This window comes from Bombiscardovia coagulans (assembly GCF_002259585.1).
GTDB lineage: Bacteria > Actinomycetota > Actinomycetes > Actinomycetales > Bifidobacteriaceae > Bombiscardovia > Bombiscardovia coagulans.
In genome coordinates this window covers 115,996-136,708 of record NZ_MWWS01000004.1, presented here as the reverse complement: position 1 = coordinate 136,708, position 20,713 = coordinate 115,996, and the positions used below count along the sequence as shown (strand labels likewise).

16 protein-coding genes and 2 tRNA genes are annotated in these 20,713 nt (G+C 46.1%); 16 read left to right on the top strand and 2 right to left on the bottom strand.

All coding sequences use genetic code 11. The features are described 5' to 3' along the window. Nucleotides 1–49: 49 nt before the first annotated feature. Nucleotides 50–1,051: a GTPase Era gene (gene era / locus BOCO_RS02345; RefSeq protein WP_094722502.1), complete on the top strand. Its 1,002-nt coding sequence runs from the start codon at nt 50–52 to the stop codon at nt 1,049–1,051. 29 nt (nt 1,052–1,080) lie between these two features. On the opposite strand, the gene BOCO_RS02340 is transcribed toward era, so the two are convergent. Then, on the bottom strand, nt 1,081–3,096 hold the full coding sequence (locus tag BOCO_RS02340) for an AMP-dependent synthetase/ligase (protein ID WP_420835395.1): 2,016 nt from the start codon (nt 3,094–3,096) through the stop codon (nt 1,081–1,083). Nucleotides 3,097–3,413: 317 nt separating this feature from the next. Continuing rightward, nucleotides 3,414–3,486, bottom strand: a tRNA-Ala gene (locus BOCO_RS02335). A gap of 116 nt (nt 3,487–3,602) precedes the next feature. On the opposite strand from BOCO_RS02335, the gene BOCO_RS02330 reads away from it, so the two are divergent. The 15 genes from BOCO_RS02330 (at nt 3,603) to BOCO_RS02260 (ending at nt 20,706) form a co-directional block, all read left to right on the top strand. Next, nucleotides 3,603–4,628, top strand: a complete 1,026-nt coding sequence (locus tag BOCO_RS02330; protein ID WP_094722501.1) for a D-2-hydroxyacid dehydrogenase — start codon at nt 3,603–3,605, stop codon at nt 4,626–4,628. Nucleotides 4,629–4,879: 251 nt separating this feature from the next. Further along, a complete protein-coding gene (locus BOCO_RS02325) occupies nt 4,880–5,830 on the top strand; it encodes a magnesium transporter CorA family protein (protein ID WP_094722916.1) in 951 nt (316 codons plus the stop codon). A 10-nt stretch (nt 5,831–5,840) separates the two neighbouring features. Next, nucleotides 5,841–6,710, top strand: a complete 870-nt coding sequence (locus tag BOCO_RS02320; RefSeq protein WP_094722500.1) for a glutamate ABC transporter substrate-binding protein — start codon at nt 5,841–5,843, stop codon at nt 6,708–6,710. A gap of 160 nt (nt 6,711–6,870) precedes the next feature. After that, nucleotides 6,871–9,774 (top strand): leucine--tRNA ligase, encoded by a 2,904-nt coding sequence (leuS, locus tag BOCO_RS02315; protein ID WP_244568743.1) that lies wholly within the window; start codon nt 6,871–6,873, stop codon nt 9,772–9,774. Nucleotides 9,775–9,881: 107 nt separating this feature from the next. Continuing rightward, the gene (locus BOCO_RS02310) at nt 9,882–10,550 is read left to right on the top strand and encodes a ComEA family DNA-binding protein (protein ID WP_158520393.1); all 669 of its coding nucleotides are present in this window, start codon (nt 9,882–9,884) and stop codon (nt 10,548–10,550) included. 113 nt (nt 10,551–10,663) lie between these two features. Further along, nucleotides 10,664–12,520 carry a ComEC/Rec2 family competence protein gene (locus tag BOCO_RS02305; RefSeq protein WP_158520392.1) on the top strand — a complete coding sequence of 619 codons (1,857 nt, stop codon included), beginning with the start codon at nt 10,664–10,666 and terminating at the stop codon, nt 12,518–12,520. Between the two features lie 53 nt (nt 12,521–12,573). Then, a complete protein-coding gene (gene holA / locus BOCO_RS02300) occupies nt 12,574–13,548 on the top strand; it encodes a DNA polymerase III subunit delta (RefSeq protein WP_169711880.1) in 975 nt (324 codons plus the stop codon). A gap of 68 nt (nt 13,549–13,616) precedes the next feature. Next, entirely contained in the window at nt 13,617–14,165 is a 549-nt protein-coding gene (gene tsaE / locus BOCO_RS02295) for a tRNA (adenosine(37)-N6)-threonylcarbamoyltransferase complex ATPase subunit type 1 TsaE (RefSeq protein WP_094722914.1), read from the top strand. Beyond that, nucleotides 14,162–14,983: a tRNA (adenosine(37)-N6)-threonylcarbamoyltransferase complex dimerization subunit type 1 TsaB gene (gene tsaB, locus BOCO_RS02290; RefSeq protein ID WP_094722496.1), complete on the top strand. Its 822-nt coding sequence runs from the start codon at nt 14,162–14,164 to the stop codon at nt 14,981–14,983. Before tsaE ends, tsaB begins: the two co-directional genes overlap by 4 nt. Then, nucleotides 14,980–15,492, top strand: coding sequence for a ribosomal protein S18-alanine N-acetyltransferase (gene rimI / locus BOCO_RS02285; protein WP_094722495.1), 513 nt, complete (start codon nt 14,980–14,982; stop codon nt 15,490–15,492). Before tsaB ends, rimI begins: the two co-directional genes overlap by 4 nt. Nucleotides 15,493–15,502: 10 nt before the next feature. Then, complete coding sequence (gene tsaD, locus BOCO_RS02280; protein ID WP_094722494.1) at nt 15,503–16,555, top strand: tRNA (adenosine(37)-N6)-threonylcarbamoyltransferase complex transferase subunit TsaD; 1,053 nt, start codon at nt 15,503–15,505, stop codon at nt 16,553–16,555. Nucleotides 16,556–16,881: 326 nt separating this feature from the next. Then, nucleotides 16,882–17,634 (top strand): hypothetical protein, encoded by a 753-nt coding sequence (locus tag BOCO_RS02275; RefSeq protein WP_094722493.1) that lies wholly within the window; start codon nt 16,882–16,884, stop codon nt 17,632–17,634. Between the two features lie 5 nt (nt 17,635–17,639). Continuing rightward, entirely contained in the window at nt 17,640–17,936 is a 297-nt protein-coding gene (locus BOCO_RS02270; protein ID WP_094722492.1) for a transcriptional regulator, read from the top strand. Nucleotides 17,937–18,048: 112 nt separating this feature from the next. After that, nucleotides 18,049–18,121, top strand: a tRNA-Asn gene (locus BOCO_RS02265). 1,301 nt (nt 18,122–19,422) lie between these two features. Further along, a complete protein-coding gene (locus tag BOCO_RS02260) occupies nt 19,423–20,706 on the top strand; it encodes an extracellular solute-binding protein (RefSeq protein ID WP_094722491.1) in 1,284 nt (427 codons plus the stop codon). Nucleotides 20,707–20,713 lie beyond the last annotated feature (7 nt).

Genomic DNA, 20,713 nt, shown 5'->3' with positions numbered 1-20,713 from the left:
CAGCATCTAGCAATTGAGTAAAAGCATTGGTAATATCGGAGAGTATTGTATGAGTACTGCTGCACAGAGAGGAACTTCTGATTTGAATCAGAACAACAGTCAACAAGAGCCATACCGCTCAGGTTTCGTGGCAGTGGTAGGGAGGCCTAATGTTGGCAAATCGACTCTCATCAATGCTTTAGTCGGTCAACAAATAGCTATTGCATCTTCTCGTCCAGAAACCACTCGCAAAGCTATTCGCGGTATCATGACTAGATCGAATGCTCAATTAGTGCTAGTGGATACGCCGGGTATTCATAAACCGAAAACGCTCTTGGGTAGCAGACTTAATGATATAGTTCAAGAGTCACTTTCTCAAGCTGACGCCATAGCTTTTTTGCTTCCTGCAGATCAGGAGATCGGTCCAGGTGACCGACGTATTTTGAGTAGATTGAGGCAGGACTTTGGACGCAAGAGCGAAGATGGTCATTGGCAATGGACCATACCGCTCATAGCTATTGTTACCAAAATTGATGAAATAAACCGAACAGAACTGGTTGCTAAACTCAACGAAATTGATGCTTTTGCTGCTTTTACCGAGATTGTTCCGGTAAGTGCCCTCGATGGTGATAATGTCGAAGAAGTACGTGGTGTGTTAGTTTCAGCCATGCCTGAAGGTCCTCAAATGTATCCAGCAGAGCAGGTTAGCGAGGAGGGGGTTGAAGATAGGATCGCAGAGCTGGTTAGGGGCGCCTTCCTTGAAGAACTGGACGATGAGCTGCCTCACTCATTGGCTGTTGTTGTAGATGATATTGAAATGCCTGAAGATCAAGACGACTGGGTTCAGAACACAACCGGCAAGGCAGTAATTCGGGTTTCCATATACGTTGAACGAGATTCTCAAAAACCTATCATCATAGGACGCGGCGCGGAACACTTAGTAAAGGTAAAAAAGAAACTCCGCACCGATGTCAATCGAATTGTTGGACACAAGGCTAAACTCGATCTTCATGTCAAGGTAGCGAAAAACTGGCAGGGCAACCCCAAGCAGCTCCAAAAACTTGGATTCTAGCTGCTGGGCTTACCTTTCCAACTCTGGTGTTACTTCTTTGGAGTGTACATGTGGTTGTTTAACAGGTCTGCATAACGTTGTATGACCTTTGGTCGAATGACTTTCATGGAAGGTGTCATCAAACCGTTTTCCTGGGAGAATTCTTCTGGAAGAATGATGAATTTACGAACGGACTCAGCTCTGGAAACACCATCATTTGCCTTATCAACATACTCCTGTACTGCCGAGCGTACAACGGCGTTCTGTGCTGCTTCCTCCATAGGCATCTGATCATCAAGACCTTGAGTTTGTAGCCAAGAGCGGAGAGCTTCCTCATCCAACGTTACCAATGCTGAAATGAACGGTCGCTTATCTCCTAAGACTAGCGCCTGAGAGACAATCGGTGACCGTTCAATAATCTCCTCAATCGGACGTGGTGATACATTCTTCCCACCAGCAGTGATGATGAGATCTTTCTTCCGACCAGTGATGTACAAGAAGCCGTCATTGCTCAGTCGACCGAGATCGCCAGTGCCATACCAGCCGTCAGAGGTAAATGCGGCCGCGGTTGCCTCCGGGTTTTTATGGTAGCGTTTGAATACACAGGTACCCTTCACCTGGATCTCGCCGTCGTGGGCAATTCGAATTGAGAATCCTGGGAAGGGAATACCTACAGATCCCTCTTTGTAAGGAGTGCCAAGAGGGCTAAAAGCACATGGAGCAGTTGTTTCAGTCAGGCCATAACCTTCATACACTGGTATGTTAGCTCCGCGGAAGAAGCTTAAGAGGGCATGATCAAGGGGAGCGCCTCCAGATACAATCCACTTGGCTCTACCGCCTAAGACTTCTCTCAATGAGCTATAAACGACAGAGTCGAAGGCTGCCCGACGTAGTGCATTTTTGGGAGTTGGCTTGCCTAGCTGAGTAATATCGTCCATATAATCTCGTGCGGAAACAACTGCTTTAGCGAAAACTGCTCCTTTAATGCCATGGCCTGCTTTTTGTGTAGCCGCATTGTATATCTTTTCAAACACCCTAGGGACGCCAATAATGACGGTAGGCTTAGATTCTTGCAAATCTGAAAGCAGGTTTTGTAAACCCTTCGATATATACACTTGCATGGAGGCTGAGATGACGCCGTAAGATATAGCTCGTGCGAATGTATGTGCTTGCGGGAGAAAGAGCAGGATAGAACCGTTTTCATCGTCAGTCAAATCTGGTATAAATGCTGTCAGATTTCTTGCTAACGTGCAGTAATGTTCATGGGTCATTTCCACTCCTTTAGGAGCGGCGGTTGAGCCAGAGGTATAAACAATCGAGCACAAGTCTGTTTTCTTTACAGAGCGGATGCGTTCGTCGAGAACTTCATCTGGTACAGATTCTCCGTATGCTTGGAGTTCTTCTAGTGCACCAGTTTCTAAGCAGGCAATTTTCTGCAAGGTGGGGCAGTCATCAATTGCTCCATCGGCTTTCTGCCGCATTTGCTTGGTCTGAACGATGAGTAGGCGAGCGTCAGAATTGTTGACGATCAAGCGAATTTGTTCAGCAGAATCTGTGTCGTAGATGGTGGCGATGACACCACCAATTGAAAGAACAGCAGCATCAATGATATCCCATTCGTATGAGGTTTGACACATAAAAGCAACGGTGTCACCCTTTTTGAATCCTGAGTGGATGAGACCTTTCGCAGTCATGCGAATATCTCGCAAAACCTCACTGCCTGTGCGGTAGACCCAGGTATCACCTTGTCTGAAGTGAAGCATAGGGGAATCAGGGGCTCTTCGGGCACGGTTCTCATATATCTTGTAGACGGTCATATCGTCGTTTATTTCCCCAGCGCCATCGGTGCGAGCGGTCAGCAGACCTGTTTTTTTGTCAATGAAGGTGCTTGTTGGGTAGCCATGAGACCAGTCGTGTGTATGTGGAAGAGTAATAGTTTCAGATTGCTCGGGGAAAGAAGTGTTTACCTGTACTATACCATCTCGTCCATTTTCTGCACCCTGCCGGTGGTTGGTTTTCCTTACGCGGTCAGTTGTTTTTGCAGCGTAAGATCTAATTGAATTCAACAATGCCACCTGTGCTCCTTAACCCAAATTGATACTTTCCTAGACTAGCCTGTTACTTGGAGATTCGCTGACAGAAACATGTCAGCGTGCGATAAGAAGGTGAAAGGTGAAGCGGTATTCGATGTTGTGGATCTACCAGTTGCCTACACCTAGTTAGATGAGCGTATATTCGAGCCAACCTTTTGGAAAACAAGAGAAAACTTATTCGAGCCAATCACCATCAGTGATACGGATCCACAGTATTCTCATGAAAACTATTGAATGGTGCAGGAGAAAATAAAAATGGGTTTCCGAAACAACCGTGGAAACCCTGTCTGTGGAGCTAAGGGGGTTCGAACCCCTGACCTTCTCCATGCCATGGAGACGCGCTACCAGCTGCGCCATAGCCCCTTATATGAACCTAAAACAGTTTACACCCGTATGGGTAAATAGCACAAGTCAGTGTGTCGCACTTGAGAAGGTATCGTACGTTTGTATGTGCTTATAAGTGCACCTATGATAGGGACATGAAGAACTTACATGGTCTGTCGGGTGGCTGGTCTCACGGTGCCAGTGCTGGTAGCTCTCGCTTGGTAAACAGGCATGAGGTATGTATTATTAATGCTCTGCCCCTGACTGAGCAAGAAGAGCTCACGTTCAAAGAGGTGGCTTCAGGTGTCCAACAGTATTTTGTGGGTGATGAAGGCCTCGATAAGGATCTGTCTTCTGAGCTCACTGACAAGGCAACTGTCATTTTGGGCAACTTACAGGTCTCGCAGGTCAAGCGATGCAAACGTATAGCTTGGATGCAGACAGCTTCTGCTGGTGTCAACAACTATGAAGTGGATGGTGTCTTACCAGAAACTGCAATGATAACAAGCGCCTCCGGAGCTTATGGTCAAGAAGTTTCTGAACACATGTTCGCAATGATGTGGGCTCTGATGAAGCGTTTACCGAACTATCGTGATCAGCAACGCGAAAACATATGGCAGGATAGGGGTCCGGTTGCTACGGTTCGAGGTGCGAAGGTGCTTATCGTCGGCACTGGTGATATTGGTTCGCATTTTGCTCAATTAGTAAAGGCTGTTGGGGGGAATACGATCGGAATTCGCAGAGATGTTAGGAAAGCTGCTCCTGGTATTGATACCATGTTTGGTTTCAAAGATCTCGACAAGCTGCTACCTCAGGTGGATGTGGTGGCTTTGGTTGTGCCGTCATCACCTGATACTTACCATATTCTCAATCGAAAACGACTGAGTCTTATCAGGTCACATGCCATAATTATCAATGCGGGCAGGGGAGATGCCGTTGACTGCCAAGCTCTAGCAGAATACTTGGCAGCAGGAAGTATTGGAGCTGCAGGTTTAGACGTGACTGAACCAGAACCGCTGCCTAAGGATCACCAGCTCTGGAACGAACCTCAGTGCCTTATCACTCCGCACATAGCAGGTGGATACCATTTACCGCAAGCTCGAACGCAAGCTATCAATATCGCACTCGATAACGTGCAGCGTTATCTGTCGGGACTGCCGCTGCGTAACAGAATGCGGTAGTGTCCTGGTACTGGTAGCTGCTAACACGATTCCCTTATCGTCAATATAGGAATGCTGTCCTGTCGTGTCGAAGTCCACATGCAGACTATTCTTATAGGGTTAGACTCAAGCTTATACGGTACACCTATAAGCTGGTTAGCGGTGATGATTCCAAACCCACACTGCCACTGTTCAATGCAATGAGTGGCTCTGTGAGGGCTATCACGACATGTATGACGGTCGTGGTTGTAGGGCGAGAGGCGGTGATGGCAATGATGAGAGTATTCAGCACCATGAACGGGCATATTGAGCAAATAGAAAAGCCCCGAAAGGGAGCATGGTTATGTTTGTCTGAGCCTACCGACGTTGAGCTCGCCAACACAGCGCAGAGTACCGGTATTGATCTAGCTGACTTGCGTGCTCCACTTGATGATGAGGAAAGAAGCCGTGTGGATGTAGAAGATGATTACACCATGATCATCGTAGACATCCCCACCGTAGAAGAGCGTGATGGTCGTGATTTTTATGAGACCATTCCTTTGTCAATTATTGTGACAGAAGATTTGATCATCACGGTTTGCATGCAAGATACCATCCTGCTCCATCCTTTTATGGAGGGAACTATCCGTGGCTTCAACACCTTCATGAAGTCTCGTTTCATATTGCAAATTCTATATCGCAATGCCACCATGTATCTGAGGTATCTTCGTATCATTGATCGTGAGTCAGACAAACTCGAGTTGAAGCTACGGTATTCAATGCAAAATCGTGAGATTTTGATGTTGCTTGAGCTTAGCAAAGCTTTGGTCTATTTTGCGACAAGTTTAAAATCCAATGAAATTGTATTAGAAAAGCTGATGAGTTTAGACCGTATCAAACAATATCCTGACGACGAAGACCTCTTAGGTGATGTAATCACAGAAAATAAGCAGGCGATTGAGATGGCAAATATTTATTCATCCGTGCTTGCAGGTATGACAGATGCTTTTGGGTCTATCGTGTCTAACAATGTTAATAATGTCATGCGTATTTTCACTATTATTTCGATTTCGCTGTCAGTACCTACACTCATTTTCTCTATGTATGGGATGAACTTTCAAAACGGTATGTTTGGAATGCCGTTAACGGATAAACCATGGGGCTTTGTTGCTGTCGTCATCATCTCAACACTTTTGACGGGTGTGGTAACTTGGTTCTTGACTCGGTCAAAGCTGTTTAAGTGAGGTTGAGTACATGCCTATTTCACTGACGGTGCGCTTGCGAAAACTACTGGCAGCCCTTACTTCATGTTTATTAACACTGGCATTGAGTGCCTGCGGGAGTTCGTCAGCTAATTACAATGTTAGTGCTATAGGCCCCAAGATCCATGTTGGTATTGTTGAGGATGCTCCGGGTATAGGTTTTATCCGTTCAGGGCAGCGATCAGGCCTAGATGTTGAAATTTCCCGTTACATCATTCATGAGCTCGGATTTGTACCATCTGAGATTGTTTGGCACACGGTGGAACCTCTTGACCGTGAAAGCCTGCTACAAAACGGTACTCTTGACATGGTAGTAGGTGGATATTCCATAACCCAAGAACGTAAAAGTCAGATCGACTTTGCTGGTCCATACTTCATTGATGGGCAAGATTTAATGGTTCGGAAAGATGACCATCGCATACGTAGTGTTGAAGACCTTAGCGATGAGCGAGTATGCACTGTGAGTGGTTCAACTTCAACCAACCGACTCAAAGAGCATGCACCTAGCGTGCAAGTAGAAGAGAGAAATCGTATTGATATATGCGCTACAGCTCTTTTGACTGGTCAAGTAGACGTTGTTAGTGCTGATTCTTTTATTTTATACGGTGTTAATAAAGTTTGGGGTGGTGGTCAGCTACATGTGTTGGGGGCACCATTTACTAGTGAACACTACGGTGTAGCTGTAAGGCAGGGGCAACCAACCTTGGTTAAGGAAATTAATGCAGCTATTACATCGATGATTGCTGATGGAACTTGGCAGAGGATCGTACAAGAAGCTGCACAAAGTGTGACGTATCCTATGACTATCAGTGATCACCGTCCTCGAGCGATTGACGGCAGCAACTCAACAGGCAGCCGGTGAGTTTAAATACGCCAGTCCTATCTAATAGATTATTGTGTCCAGATGAATAGGGATAATTCTGCCTATGACCGCCAATGACAATAGCACAGTAGAACATACGCCTCAGCATGAAGGAAGTGAAGTTTCTTTCAGCGAGCCCCAGTATCGGTACAATGCCCAAATGGCACAGTCCATTGAACATAAGTGGCAAGAAAAATGGGAACAGGAAGGTACTTTCTGGGCTGCCAATGTCAAGGGTAACCTAACTGATGGGCAGGGAAAACACGCAGGCCAGCGAGCTCCATACTATGTTATAGACATGTTCCCATACCCATCTGGTAAAGGTTTGCATGTAGGGCATCCGCTTGGTTATATAGCTACTGATGTGGTATCTCGATACCATCGGATGAAGGGCGAAAATGTCTTGCATGCTATGGGCTATGACGCTTTTGGCTTGCCAGCTGAGCAGTATGCAGTGCAAACCGGACAGCATCCTCGGGTAACTACTGAGCAAAATATTAGCAATATGCGCTGGCAGCTGCATCGGATGGGACTGAGCTTTGATGATAGACGCTCATTTGCAACGATCGATAATAACTATATTCGATGGACCCAGTGGATTTTCTCCCAAATCTACCAAGCATGGTATGACCCAGAATTCCGTAGGAAAGATGGTGGTCTTGGTTCGGCTAGGCCGATTGCTGAATTGGAAGAGAAGTTTGCAAGTGGAGTTAAACCTATTCCAGGACATGACAGCGATGGGCAAACCTGGGAGCAGTTGAGTAAGGCCGAGCGATCTGATATTCTCAACGATTTCAGGCTTGCCTACATATCAAAATCACCTGTTAACTGGTGCCCTGGCTTAGGTACAGTTCTGGCCAATGAAGAAGTTACAGCTGAAGGGCGTTCTGAACGAGGGAATTATCCTGTTTTCCAGCGTGAGCTCAAGCAGTGGTCTATGCGTATTACAGCGTATGGCAATCGTCTTATAGAAGATTTAGATTTACTTGATTGGCCCGAAAAAGTAAAGCTTATGCAGCGCAATTGGATTGGTGAATCACATGGAGCCACAGTCCGATTCCCTATCCAGGGCACTCAGATCCCTCAGGAAATGGTTGTGTATACGACGCGTCCTGATACTTTATTTGGAGCAACGTTTGCAGTAATCTCTCCTGAACATGCCTTGCTCCAACACGTACCAGATGTCTGGGATGATGATATTCCTGATAGTTGGAAGGGTGGATACTCTTCGCCAGTGGAAGCGGTGCAAGCATATCGTAAGATGGCAGAGTCTAAGACCGCCAAAGATAGGGTTGACGCTGCTGGTGAAAAGACTGGACTCTTTACTGGCCTGTATGCTACTAACCCTATTACAGGAGCTTCTATCCCAGTTTTCACTGCTGACTATGTGTTGATGGACTATGGCACCGGAGCTATCATGGCAGTACCCGGTGGAGACCAAAGAGATTACGACTTCGCTCTCAAGTTTGGCCTACCTGTTATTTACACTGTGCAACCTCTGCCTGATTCGGGTGACGATCTTTCTGCATACAGGGGTAAGGCACCGTATGTTTCTCATGATGGCATAGTCATGAACTCGAGTGTTGCATCGACATATGCGAAGGGTGACCCTCTGTCTCTCGATGGTCTGCGAGTAGATGATGCCATTGAAAAAGCTATATCTTGGCTAGAAGCAGCTGGAGTTGGTGAGGGTAAAACTTCGTATCGTTTGCGTGATTGGTTGTTCTCTCGACAGCGATACTGGGGTGAACCTTTCCCTGTTGTTTATGATGATGAGGGGCTACCGCATCTGCTTCCGGATAGTCAGCTTCCTGTCAAACTGCCGGAAGTGCCTGATTACAGCCCTAAGACTTTTGATCCTGATGATGCTGCTTCAAATCCTGAAGCGCCTCTCAGTCGTAACGATGAATGGGTGAACATCACTCTCGATTTGGGTGATGGCCCTAAGTTATACCACCGAGATACCAATACTATGCCTAATTGGGCAGGATCCTGCTGGTACTACATGCGTTATATAGATACGCAAGATGAGCAGCATATGGTAGATTCTGAGGAGTTTGACTACTGGTTGGGTCCCAATCACAATGCGACAGCAGGTCAGTCTGGTGGAGTGGACTTGTATGTGGGTGGTGTTGAGCATGCTGTGCTCCACTTGTTGTATGCACGTTTCTGGCACAAAGTGTTGTATGATTTGGGCTTTGTCTCTTCGTGTGAGCCTTTCCACCGCCTTTTTAACCAAGGTATGATTCAGGCGTATGCATATACTGACGATCGCGGTCAGTATGTGCCGGCTGCCGAAGTGGAAGAAGTGGAAATAGAAGGACAGACCACTTATAGCTGGCAAGGCGAACACGTCAACCGAGAATTCGGAAAAATGGGTAAAAGTCTGAAGAACATCATCACTCCAGATGATATGTACGCCACCTACGGTGCAGATACTTTCAGGCTGTATGAGATGAGCATGGGCCCACTTGCTGAGTCAAGACCATGGAATACCCGTAACGTCATCGGTGGGATGCGCTTTTTGCAGAGATTATGGCGCAACATTGTCGATGAGAACACTGGCGAAGTTATAGTAAGTGATAATGCTCCATCTGAAGAAACACGTAAACTTTTGCATCAAACTATTCATGATGTGACTGAAGAGATGGAAGGCATGCGCCCAAACACTGCTATATCCAAACTCATAGTCTTGAATAACCACTTAACCGGGTTAACACAAGTGCCAAGATCTGCTATAGAGTCCTTAATACTGATGCTATCTCCGATTGCTCCTCACATTTGTGAAGAGTTGTGGGCGCGTCTGGGACACCCACAATCCTTGGCACATACACCTTGGCCTACATATGATGACCAATACCTAGGTCAAGAGCAGGTTACCGCTGTTATCCAAGTCAAAGGAAAAGTGCGAGCTAAGCTACAGGTCAATCCGGATATTACAGCCGATGAGCTTGAGGCAAAGGCTCTGGCATTACCCGCCATTCAAGAGCGCTTAGGAGGTCAGGAACCTCGCAAGGTTATCGTGAAAGCACCAAAGATAGTTTCAATAGTTCCGGCTATCTAAAACTAGTTCAGATTTAACCACATACCTGTTTTTCTTATTGCGTGGAGCTGTCATACGGCAATACTGGCTGTATGCACAGCTCCATTCGCAATATGAGAACAGACTCTATGAAAATAGGGTTTGGCACACTATCACCAATACCACCGCCACCGCCTGTCAGATTGGGTGGGATAGCCCATAGGCAACCTACAGTTTCACAAGGGGAAGCCGTTGAACCGTGGAAACGTAGTGAAGTTAATTTATCCACGCTAGTGGGTGTTCGCAAGCAAGATACAGCACATGACAACTTCGTAAGTAGCGGAGCAAGACAGCGCCAACAACCCCGGTTACTATTTACTCCGTCTCATGCGTTTGCTGTCATGTTAATACTGACAGTCGCTTTATGTGCTAGTTTGACCTTGTTTATACAGCAAGCTCGTAACTTATCCGATAGCGAGCAAGAGTACAGTAGTAGCACGAATACGAGGAAAGTTCCTCGCTCTCAGATACCTTCTCAGTCAGCACGTGAACAGGTACATGAACAAGCACAGGAAGTACAGTCTCCGTCCACAGCTCCTATTGAGCCTCAGGTACCTACTCAAAAACGTGTCAATATCAATACTGCTGATCGTAATGAGCTGGAAACAGTCAAGGGGATCGGTCCAGTCATGGCTCAGCGAATCATAGATTATCGGAAGCAGATTGGAGGGTTTACTTCAATCGATCAACTCCTACAAGTAGATGGTATAGGAGCTAAAACCTTAGACAAGATTCGGTCAAGTTTGGTAGTGCAATGACCTCCGTACCACCTGCTCAAAAAGTAGACGATCAATTCGGTAATGCAAAAACAGGCTATTGTTCGAAGTTTGTACGATATGCCGCATGCGAATGTGGCAGCAAAGATTGGCGGATGATATCCTGTTTACTGGCTGTGTGGTTCGGAAGTGTTACCAGTCAAGTACTGTTTGAGCGTTACCTCAGTCCCATCACGGCAGCGCACCAACAAGTGTTCAGTACACACCTTTATGACGTAGTAGGAACACCATCGCTTATTTTATCGCTCACACTCTTGGTTTGTTGTCTTATTGTTACTGCTCTATGGATACGAGCAACTCTAGTAGGAGGAACTCACAGATTTCAATCTCTCTTGAACAATGCTCAAGAGAATCAGGGCGGTAGTCTGTGGACTGATCTATTCGGCCTCGGGCTTCACCTTATGCTCCTGTGCTCTGTACTGCTTGCATCGGCATCCACGGGGCTTGCGCATTGTATCGTGCGTGACCGTGATGTTGCCGTTTTGACTGCCGCAAGTCATAAAACAGTCGTAGATGCGAGGGTTCGTGTGCTGTCACCGACTATGGTTTCAGAACGCCGTGGTTTCGATTGTAGAAATGATATACGAGTGGAAACCATAACAGTTAGTGGAGTATCTGCTCACAGTAACGCTAAAGCACGTATGTATGCTAACCGTTCAGACTGTAGAGTTCAACAACAAGCTGTTTACCAGGTGCATGCGCAAGTTGAGATGGCAACTTTTGGTCAATCGCGCGTCTGGTTAACTCTTATTTCTGAGAAGAGATCAGGTGATGCAAACCACTCCAGTGGTCAGAATAGTAGGAGCAACCTTGTAGAGCTTTCACCTGCAAATTCAATCAGCACAATGGTCACTAGGATGCAAGACACTTTTCTTCGGCTGACCCGAAGGCTAGATGATCAAGGAAAGATCTTAGTCCCCGGGTTGACCATGGGCGTGATGGGACAAGATCCCTTTATTTCAGTTCAATCTGATACCAACAATGACAATGATGACATTGTTCCCGCATACGCTGCACAGCTGACTCGTGATTGTAAACAAGCAGGTATTATGCACTTGATGGCAGTATCTGGAGGCCATTTTTTGCTGCTAGGAGTATTTGTTCGTAAAATATGTGTCTGTCTGCGCTTCCCTGAATGGTTAAAAGCGTCATTACACATAACGAGTATTATCGCTCTGGCAGGAGTTATGTATCCTTCGGATTCGGTGTTGCGAGCTCAAGCTATGGGGCTCATGGCTGCTGTTATACCAATTTCAGGGCGCCGATCGCAAACAATTAGTGTTTTATCGTGGACAGCCATAACTGTTATTCTTTTTGATCCTTCAATGGCATGCTCTTTTGGTTTTGCTCTCTCGTGCGCAGCGGTATTAGCTATAAGTACATGTTCACAGCCGCTTTCGATTGTATTTGCACGGCATTTACCCCGAACTATAGCTGAGTCTTTAGCGACAACGCTCATGGCGCAAGCAGCGACAATGCCGATTCAAATATTGATGTCGCCACAGGTTCCTCTGCTTTCACCTTTGGCTAATTTGATGGTTTCGCCGTTTGTGGACTTTGCTACGGTCTGTGGGTTATTAGGGCTGATGACTGCATGCTGCCTGCCTGGGTTAGCTTTGGTCTTTGTGCAACTTGCGAGTTTGGGCACATCTGTTATGGCTTTTACCGCGAGTTGGTTGGGTGGTTCGAGTGTAGGATCTCTTCCATGGCCTAGTGGGTGTGTTGGTGCGCTGTGTGCAGTAGTGATTGAACTTGCCCTGATTCTTTTAATGAGGATGGTGCTGATCCAATGGCGACTGCGATTATTGCAAAAGGATTCTGGATGGGGCAGGGAACCAGTAGAAATGCTGACTGGCAGGTATGGAGCTCCATACAACCGTTCTTGGTGGGAACGTTTGCGGCAGTGGTGGACTCAGAGTTGGAGTCTTATTAGTTCTAACCGCAATGGATGATAGAACATCTGCATAATCAGCATCTTGTCCACCTATCGGGAGAAATTAGCTGTATGACACCAGTTCAAGCCGCGCTCGCACCAGTCACTATTATGGCTGGTGGCAACGCTTTCCTTAGGGATAGGGCATTCCATGCTCTCAAGCAATCGGCCCTTGAGAGCAGGCCAGATGCAGATACTGTAACGTTGGATGCAGATGATTGTGACGCTTACTCGTTTGAAGAGGCAGTGAGTCCTTCATTGCTGTCACCATCAGCAATAGTGCTTGTAGATCATCTTGAGAACGCGAACGAAGCTTTACAAAAATCGCTATTGGCCTTCTGTAAAGAAGCTACTGCAACACCATTAGAGAGTAGTATCGTAATCTGTCAATATGCAGGGGGTAACAAGAACAAGCAACTTGTTACGAATCTATGCAAGGCTGGTGCCTATCAAGAAAAAGTAGCTGATCTCAAAACAGCTGATTCGAAGCTGTCTTTCGTTATGTCTGAATTTCAACGATACGGACGGCAGGTGGAGCCCCAAGCTGCACAAGTGCTTGTCAGTGTGCTTGGAGACCGTGTAGACGAACTGGCAGCTATGTGTGAGCAAGTCTGCTTCGACTTTGATGAAGACCCTGTCCCATTAACTCTTGTTGAGCAGTATCTCACAGACAATCCGCAGTCGAGTGGCTTCCGAGTAGCAGATTTGGCTGTGGACGGAAAAGGATCTCAAGCTGTCTTAGCGATGCGTCAAGGTATCGAACAAGGGGTTGACGTTTTAGCTATGGTAGGTGCTATTACATACAAGATACGATTGTTAGCGAAAATAGCCAGCCTAGACGCGGGAAAAATAACTATGGGTCAAGTGGGAGCTTCACCTTGGCAAATACGATCTGCTCGCCGCCAACTGCGAGGGTGGACTTCTGGTGGCATGTCAGCTGTTATTGAATCGCTTGCCCATGCGGATGCAGAAGCCAAAGGGGTAGGTGGAGACCCAGTTTACGCTCTTGAACGAGCTATTTTACTGATAGCTCGGAAGGGACGGTAACAGTGAGCATCAAAAATAATAACGGAAAACCACATGTGTTCCGGGTAAATGTTCCAACAACTGCAAGAATGAAACAACTTGGACGGGTTCTCGCAGGTCAAATCACAGGTGGAGAGGTTATAGTTCTTTCTGGTCCACTAGGTGCTGGTAAAACAACATTGACCCAGGGGTTTGGGCAAGGATTGCACGTAGATGCTCCGGTGGTTTCACCTACTTTTACTATTGCTAGAGAACTTCATGGGCATACTGTACTGGGAGAACCTGTACGTCTCATTCATGTCGATGCCTACCGCTTAGGTTCTACAGAGTATGAACCAGGACAAAATAGTGCCGATAGGTTGCTTGATGAGCTTGAATCGTTAGGCTTGGATGAAGAATTAGAAGATCCTGACGAACATTCTGTGGTTTTGATGGAGTGGGGTCAACAAATGGCGTCAGCCTTAGCACAAGAGCGGTTGGAAGTGTATATTGAACGGCCTCTATCAGTTCGCTCAACAGCAAGTGAAAATAGCGACTGTGTACTGAGTAGTGATGGTTTGCGCGTCGTTTCTATTCATGCGGTAGGCTCGACTTGGACAGGCCGTATGTCACAGCTAGAAGAGGCACTGGCACAATGATAGAACTTGACAACCACGATAAAAGAAGTAATAAGGGTTCAGTAACTCTTGTTATTGACACCTCCTATGGTCTGACTGTGGGTCTTGCAGGTGAAGATGTCATCGTTGAACACGATTCTCATCAGCACGTTGAACTGCTGCAACCTACAATTGCCAAACTGATGAGTAATGCAGGTAAGCAGCCTCAAGATATTGACACCATTGTTGTGGGTATCGGACCAGCACCTTTTACTGGTTTGCGTACTGGTATCGTTGCAGCGAAAGCTATTGCTTATACTGTGGGTTCTCAGCTACTAGGACAAGACATTCTCAGTGCCCAGGCAGTGTGGGCAGCTTCCTGCATGCAGACAAATGGAATGATAGTAGGTAAAGCTTCGGAGCCCGTACGTCAACTGACACTGGTGGTTAACGATGCTCGAAGACGGCAACTGTATTTTGCATTGTATGATTCACCAGTACCGTCGCGTTATGAGAGCGGAAAGCCTCTACTAACAATGGATATTGACTATCCTGACCGTATTGTTGATCGGGTTAATAAGATGTGTTCACAGATTGTATCTGCTGACCCTAATTCTAGAATTGTAGTCAACGTGACTGGTCGAGGTGTTGACAAGTATGCTGATAGTTGGCATAACCTCATTTTCCCTGGAGTTGTGCAGGAGGATTCATTATTTGACCACGGGCTGGATGGTATCGACTGTTTTGTTGCTTGTGCGCAAACCAGTGCCCTAGAGCCTGTTAGGAGTATAGAACCGCTCTACTTGCGCAGGCCAGACATTTCGATACCAAACCCATCGAAGCATGTGATGCAGGTATGAAGTTACGTCATATAGAGGCTGATGACATAGTCTCTCTTGCTGAGTTGGAAAAAGAGGTTTTTGGTGCTGATGCGTGGACAGTTGGAATGCTCCAGCAAGAATTTAACGCTCCGGCACGCACATATTTGCTGTATGAGGATGCAGATGGTATAGCAGCATATGGTGGTTTTTGGTATGACGGGCAAGATGCAGAACTGATGACCATCGGTGTATCGCAGAACTTCCGTAGGCAAGGATTAGCTAGGCAATTGCTTGCCCAGCTCATAGCGCGAGCTGGCTCACAAGGTGCCAAGCGTATGCTCTTGGAAGTTCGTGTAGACAATGAGCCAGCTCTCAACTTGTATAGTTCGTTTGGTTTTCAACGTTTAGGACTACGTAAACGGTATTACCAGCCTGAGGGTATTGACGCCTACACTATGGCTGTGAATATAGGTGCTTCTGATATATCACCTGAATCTGGTAACGAGAGCGCAACTCATATGAACGCAGTGATTAATGAACAGGAATAAGGATAAGGACATGAGCCGAGCAGTTGTGTTAGGAATAGAGTCTACTTGTGACGAGACGGCGGCGGCTGTAGTTCGCGGTGGCACTCTCGTATCAAATGTAGTTGCCTCTTCCATGAATGAGCATGCTCGTTATGGAGGTGTTATTCCCGAAATTGCCTCTCGAGCGCATGCAGAATCCTTCGTTCCTGTAGTTTCACAGGCTTTAGCTCAGGCAGATATGAACATTTCTGACGTGGATGCAATAGCTGTCTCAGCTGGTCCTGGACTAGCTGGCTGTCTGGCAGTAGGAGTTTCTGGAGCCAAAGCTCTTGCTTGGTCGGCAGGGAAACCACTATATGGGGTAAATCATGTCATAGGGCATATAGCCGTAACGCAGCTTCAATTCGGTCCTTTTCCAGCTGATACCCTAGCGCTGATTGTCTCCGGAGGTCATACATCACTCCTTCATGTGGAAGATATTGCCAAGCATGTCGATGTGGTCGGAACTACCCTTGATGATGCTGCTGGCGAATGCTTTGACAAGGTGGCACGACTGCTCGGCTTTCCATACCCTGGGGGGCCTCACATTGATCGTCATGCTATGGCAGGAAATCCTCATGCTATTCGTGTGCCGCAGGGGCTAACCCAAGGTAAAGCAGGTCAGGAGCACCCTTATGATTTCAGTTTTTCTGGTGTGAAAACCGCAGTGGCTCGCTGGATTGAGGGGGAGGAGGCAGAAGGCAGAGCAATACCTGTGGATGATATCTGTGCATCTCTGGCTGATTCTGTGGCAAGTGTCTTATCAAAAAAGGCCATGAAAGCCTGTAAACAATACGATTCACATACCTTGATTGTGGGTGGTGGTTTCACTGCGAATTCCCAACTTCGGTCTAAGCTACTAGAGCTTGGTCAGGAGTGTGGTGTCGACGTGCGCGTACCTGATATTAGGCTATGTACTGATAATGGTGCCATGGTGGCCATGTTGGGAGTTAACTTGGTTGAGGCGGGCGTTCGACCTTCAGCTATGAATTTCTCTATTGACTCTGCCATGCCGATGGAGCAAATTTACCAATACAGCAGGTAGGAGCAGAGCTTCCGTGATTGTTTGTTGATTTTGGTATGGTCCACATTGGTATAACGGGTAAGTGGATGCATCTGAGTAGCAACTAATGCTTATTTGATAGTAAAACAAACAGTGTCGGTGTGTGTTTATAGAAACAAAACCTGCTGAGTTTCGTATTCGTTGCCTTGAGTGGTATGTGAGAGCTTAAGCCGCCTCTTTCTCTTGGTGTGGAAACAACCAAATAAACAGACACAACGTATCTCAAATTTTGCAGTAAACAACTTTGCGATGTAAAGTTAACATAGAAACATTAAGTTCTTACTGTCTATAAGGTATAAGGAGTCCCTATGAGTGCTCAAAAAACCAAAGAGCTTCACACGATGAAAAATGAAGAAGGTAGGCAAATTCAATCGGAACATTCTGAAACAGTTCAGGTTAACGGAAACAGTTACCCGTCTGATGATTCTGTCATCACAGACCCAGCTCATGCTTTAGGTTTAGTTGAGGCTGAGAATCGTAAGCTTGATGCTTTGTTTGCTTCCAGCGGACAGAACTTGTATGTGACCTGGGGTTTGGTATGGGTGGTGGCTTACCTAGTGCTTGCTATCTCATCCTTACGAAATGTTGGGGGGCCCAGTGGGCTAGCTTTTACTATCTACGGATTGTTGCTTCTTGCAGGGGTAGTAGTGAGCATCGTATGTGGTGTCAAGTCCGTTCATGGTAGAAGGGGACAATCAAAGGTCAGAGGTACTGTCTATGGCTGGTCTTGGTGTTTAGCGTTCGTATCTGGCATGTTCATGTGCACTGGTTTAGTTCAGCGATTGAATCTGTCGGATGATCGGATAGCTATTCTTTATAATTGCATAGCTGTTCTTATTGTCGGTATTTTGTACATGTCTGGCAGCATCCTCGATGCATTTGATTTACCTATGTTCCTTGGCGGTCTGCTGATGTTGCTTATGGGCATGTTCATGCCTTTCCTGTCTGGGACGGTTGGTTTCTTTACGATGGCAGTCATAGGTGGTGGTTCGTTCTTGCTTCTTGCAGCTCTTGTCTTTCGGGGTCGAAGAGGTATGGGCAGCACTCATACAAGGAGATAGGTGATATGGCTATAAAACTTGATCCTGTCATCCATGTTGTTTCCCGTCTGCGAATCATGACGGTGCTTTCCAAAATCGGAACTCAAGAGCAGTTGTCCTTTGAAAAGCTTCGTACCATGCTGGGAATGACCTCTGGCAACCTTTCTGTCCATCTGACTAAATTAGAAGATGCTGGATATGTGACCATGTTCAAGACTTTTGAAAGACGCAAGCCAGTCACGTATGTTAGTGTAACGAGTCAGGGACAGGCTGCCTTTCAGCTATATCTAACAAACCTCAAGGAACTATTAGGGGAAGACTGAGGATTCGTTATCCCTGAATGTAGGGAAGTACTCGACACGCCGCCTTGCGAGAGTGTACGTCGGTTGTTAATATATAGAAACTGTGCTTAGTAATCGCTAAGCAAGATTACATTCCCGCGTAGCTCAGTTGGCAGAGCGTTCGACTGTTAATCGAAATGTCGCTGGTTCAAGCCCAGCCGCGGGAGCTCACTAGCCGCCGATACGTCGGCGGCTTTTATTTTGCTTCTCTCCAACCATTGCTTCTCACTCTCAAGCGACAAGGACTCAGCTGTACTCGGTCAAGAGGTTGGGTTTGGATGTGCTGGGCAGGGAGATCATAGTGCTTTATCTCTTATGATTGCCTGGCTGGTATATGTGGTGTTCGCATATGATTATGCAGGTACTAAATACTCCTCCTAGTTACTGGTAATGGGTATGAACTTGAGCAACATACTGTCTCATTCCAATTTGCTGAGGAATGGTCGATCTTCCATAATTACTTGAAAAAGTAATACTGAAAATAAGAGAATCGATCAACTAGTTTTCGTAGAGACGGTGGTTGCCCTGAAGATAGACCATATGCAGGACGTCGTATGTGTATAAATACAACTAGAAACATCCGCAAAAAAGTTGGAAACAATTCATTTATTATTCCGGTAAGTCAGCTTTGCAAGCGACTTTTCTGTTCTTGTGCTGATAAGGTTGTCTTCGCAGATAAGTATTTTCCACTACAGTCCACATTTTGGACAAGCTCAGAGGAGGGTTCACCATACTGGCAGTAAAATGACCAGAAAGTATTAGGATAAATTAACAACTTGGGGATTGTGCGTTTGTCATCTGGAATAAGTTGAGTGAAGAAGAACTATCAACGCTTGCTGACAGGGTGTTATCGGATTTGCTATCGGTTCCCAGGCAGCGGGATTTGTTACTACGTATTTTGGTTTTAGAGAGACTTTTCTGCTGGCTGCTGTGATTTCATTCATAGCTGCACTTCTTGCTTGGCCTATGCGTAAGTATTGGAAAGAAGAACCTGCTGAAGCTGCTGATGCGGAAGAAACAGTTGCATGACGGATAGCTGGTAGTCTTGTTGACGCTGTGGTTATTGGCGAAATAGTACATGCACGCTGAAAAAGCGATTCTTCTCTACTTATCAGTGTACATGACAGAATGTTTCATTCTGTGTTCTGACTGATGAACGTATGCAGTGAGACTCTCCGAGCCTATGAATGTCTCAGACAAGATATGGTAACAGTTTCGATTGTTTCTTGTTCATCTATGGTGAGTGTGAACGTAAGTAACAAGCACTGTATTACATGCTGTTATTTCTACTCAGAAAAGTGCTACATATCGGCATCTAGTTAACGGACATACATGGATAAATTCAGTATGTCTAAAGTCTGTTATTTGCTCATTGTTGTAGTGCCTTAAACAGTTGACACGAGTGCACCTAATCGTTTATACTGATGTTGCTATCTAAGCGTTTAGATACCTGATCAAGGAGGTTCAGATGATATCGCGTTTTCATACTCTTATTGCAGGGATGGTCAGCATTGCTGCTTTAGTCTCGCTCACTGCATGTGGACGCACTCAAGAGGATGCGGGAAAAGATGATACTGCTGTGACGAGTATTGATAGTTCAAAAGCCAACGGTCAGTTGACTATCTGGGCTATGGGTAACGAGGGTGAGAAGATGGGCGGCTTTATAAAGCAGTTTGAAAAGGAGAACCCTGACGTCAAAATTTCTGTCACCTCTATCCCGTGGTCTAGTTACAAGGACAAGTTTCAAACAGCCATTGCTGCAGGTACTGGTCCAGATGTTGCCATGATGGGAAATACGGATATGGCTACATATTCCAAGGCACTTTCTCCAGTTCCATCAAACTTGGATATGAAGGATTTGAACGAAGGACTGAAATCAAGTGGCAAAGTAGGTAATACGCAGGTAGGAGTTCCTATGTATGTAGATACAAGAGTCTTGTATTATCGCACTGATATCGCTCAGCAGGCAGGTTGGGGACATGCTCCTAAGAACTGGGATGAACTACAGAAGATGTCTCAGGATTTAAAGAAAGTCGATGGAGTCAAATTTGGATTTTTCATGTTCCCCACGGGAACCGATAGCTTCCAAGGCATGTCTCCTTTTGCGTTCTCAGCTGGTTCGCAGTTTGTGAGCAAGGACAACAAGTCTTATACATTTAATACTCCTGAGCTTAAAGAAACACTGAACTATACAACGAGTCTCTTCAAAGATGGTCTGGCAAATGTCAATGCGGATGTAACTCCGGGTGCTAACATGCAACAGTTTGTTTCTGGAGCAACGCCGATGATGCTCGAAGGGCCGACAGCTGCTGGGCAGATTAACGAACTGGGAGGTCCAGGTTTTTCCGACAAGTATGCTACAGCTGTTATGCCTGCAAAGACATCTTCTACTTCCTTTGTAGGAGGCTGCAACTTGTCTGTATTCAAGTCCTCTAACAATAAGCAGTCTGCTTGGAAATTTATTCAGTGGTTCGTTCAGCCGAAAACGCAAGTTAATTGGTATAAGGTTACTGCTGATTTACCAGCTTCGAATCAGGCTTGGAAAGATAAAGAACTTACTGAAAACACGAAACTTCAAGCGTTTGGAGAACAGCTTAAACACGTGCAGTCAATGCCTGTCACGTATACCTGGGGTGAAATGAGCAAGACCGCCGACACTATCTACGAAAAGATGAACAAAGGCACAATTTCTGTCGATGAAGGGCTCAAAGAACTCCAGCAACAGGCGGACTCTATAGGGACAGGAATGTAAGGTCTGC

Coding starts and splice junctions, on each gene's coding strand:
- era (WP_094722502.1), top strand. CDS start 50: ATGAGTACTGCTGCACAGAGAGGAACTTCTGATTTGAATCAGAACAAC.
- BOCO_RS02330 (WP_094722501.1), top strand. CDS start 3,603: ATGAAGAACTTACATGGTCTGTCGGGTGGCTGGTCTCACGGTGCCAGT.
- BOCO_RS02325 (WP_094722916.1), top strand. CDS start 4,880: ATGATGAGAGTATTCAGCACCATGAACGGGCATATTGAGCAAATAGAA.
- BOCO_RS02320 (WP_094722500.1), top strand. CDS start 5,841: ATGCCTATTTCACTGACGGTGCGCTTGCGAAAACTACTGGCAGCCCTT.
- leuS (WP_244568743.1), top strand. CDS start 6,871: ATGGCACAGTCCATTGAACATAAGTGGCAAGAAAAATGGGAACAGGAA.
- BOCO_RS02310 (WP_158520393.1), top strand. CDS start 9,882: ATGAAAATAGGGTTTGGCACACTATCACCAATACCACCGCCACCGCCT.
- BOCO_RS02305 (WP_158520392.1), top strand. CDS start 10,664: ATGATATCCTGTTTACTGGCTGTGTGGTTCGGAAGTGTTACCAGTCAA.
- holA (WP_169711880.1), top strand. CDS start 12,574: ATGACACCAGTTCAAGCCGCGCTCGCACCAGTCACTATTATGGCTGGT.
- tsaE (WP_094722914.1), top strand. CDS start 13,617: ATGAAACAACTTGGACGGGTTCTCGCAGGTCAAATCACAGGTGGAGAG.
- tsaB (WP_094722496.1), top strand. CDS start 14,162: ATGATAGAACTTGACAACCACGATAAAAGAAGTAATAAGGGTTCAGTA.
- rimI (WP_094722495.1), top strand. CDS start 14,980: ATGAAGTTACGTCATATAGAGGCTGATGACATAGTCTCTCTTGCTGAG.
- tsaD (WP_094722494.1), top strand. CDS start 15,503: ATGAGCCGAGCAGTTGTGTTAGGAATAGAGTCTACTTGTGACGAGACG.
- BOCO_RS02275 (WP_094722493.1), top strand. CDS start 16,882: ATGAGTGCTCAAAAAACCAAAGAGCTTCACACGATGAAAAATGAAGAA.
- BOCO_RS02270 (WP_094722492.1), top strand. CDS start 17,640: ATGGCTATAAAACTTGATCCTGTCATCCATGTTGTTTCCCGTCTGCGA.
- BOCO_RS02260 (WP_094722491.1), top strand. CDS start 19,423: ATGATATCGCGTTTTCATACTCTTATTGCAGGGATGGTCAGCATTGCT.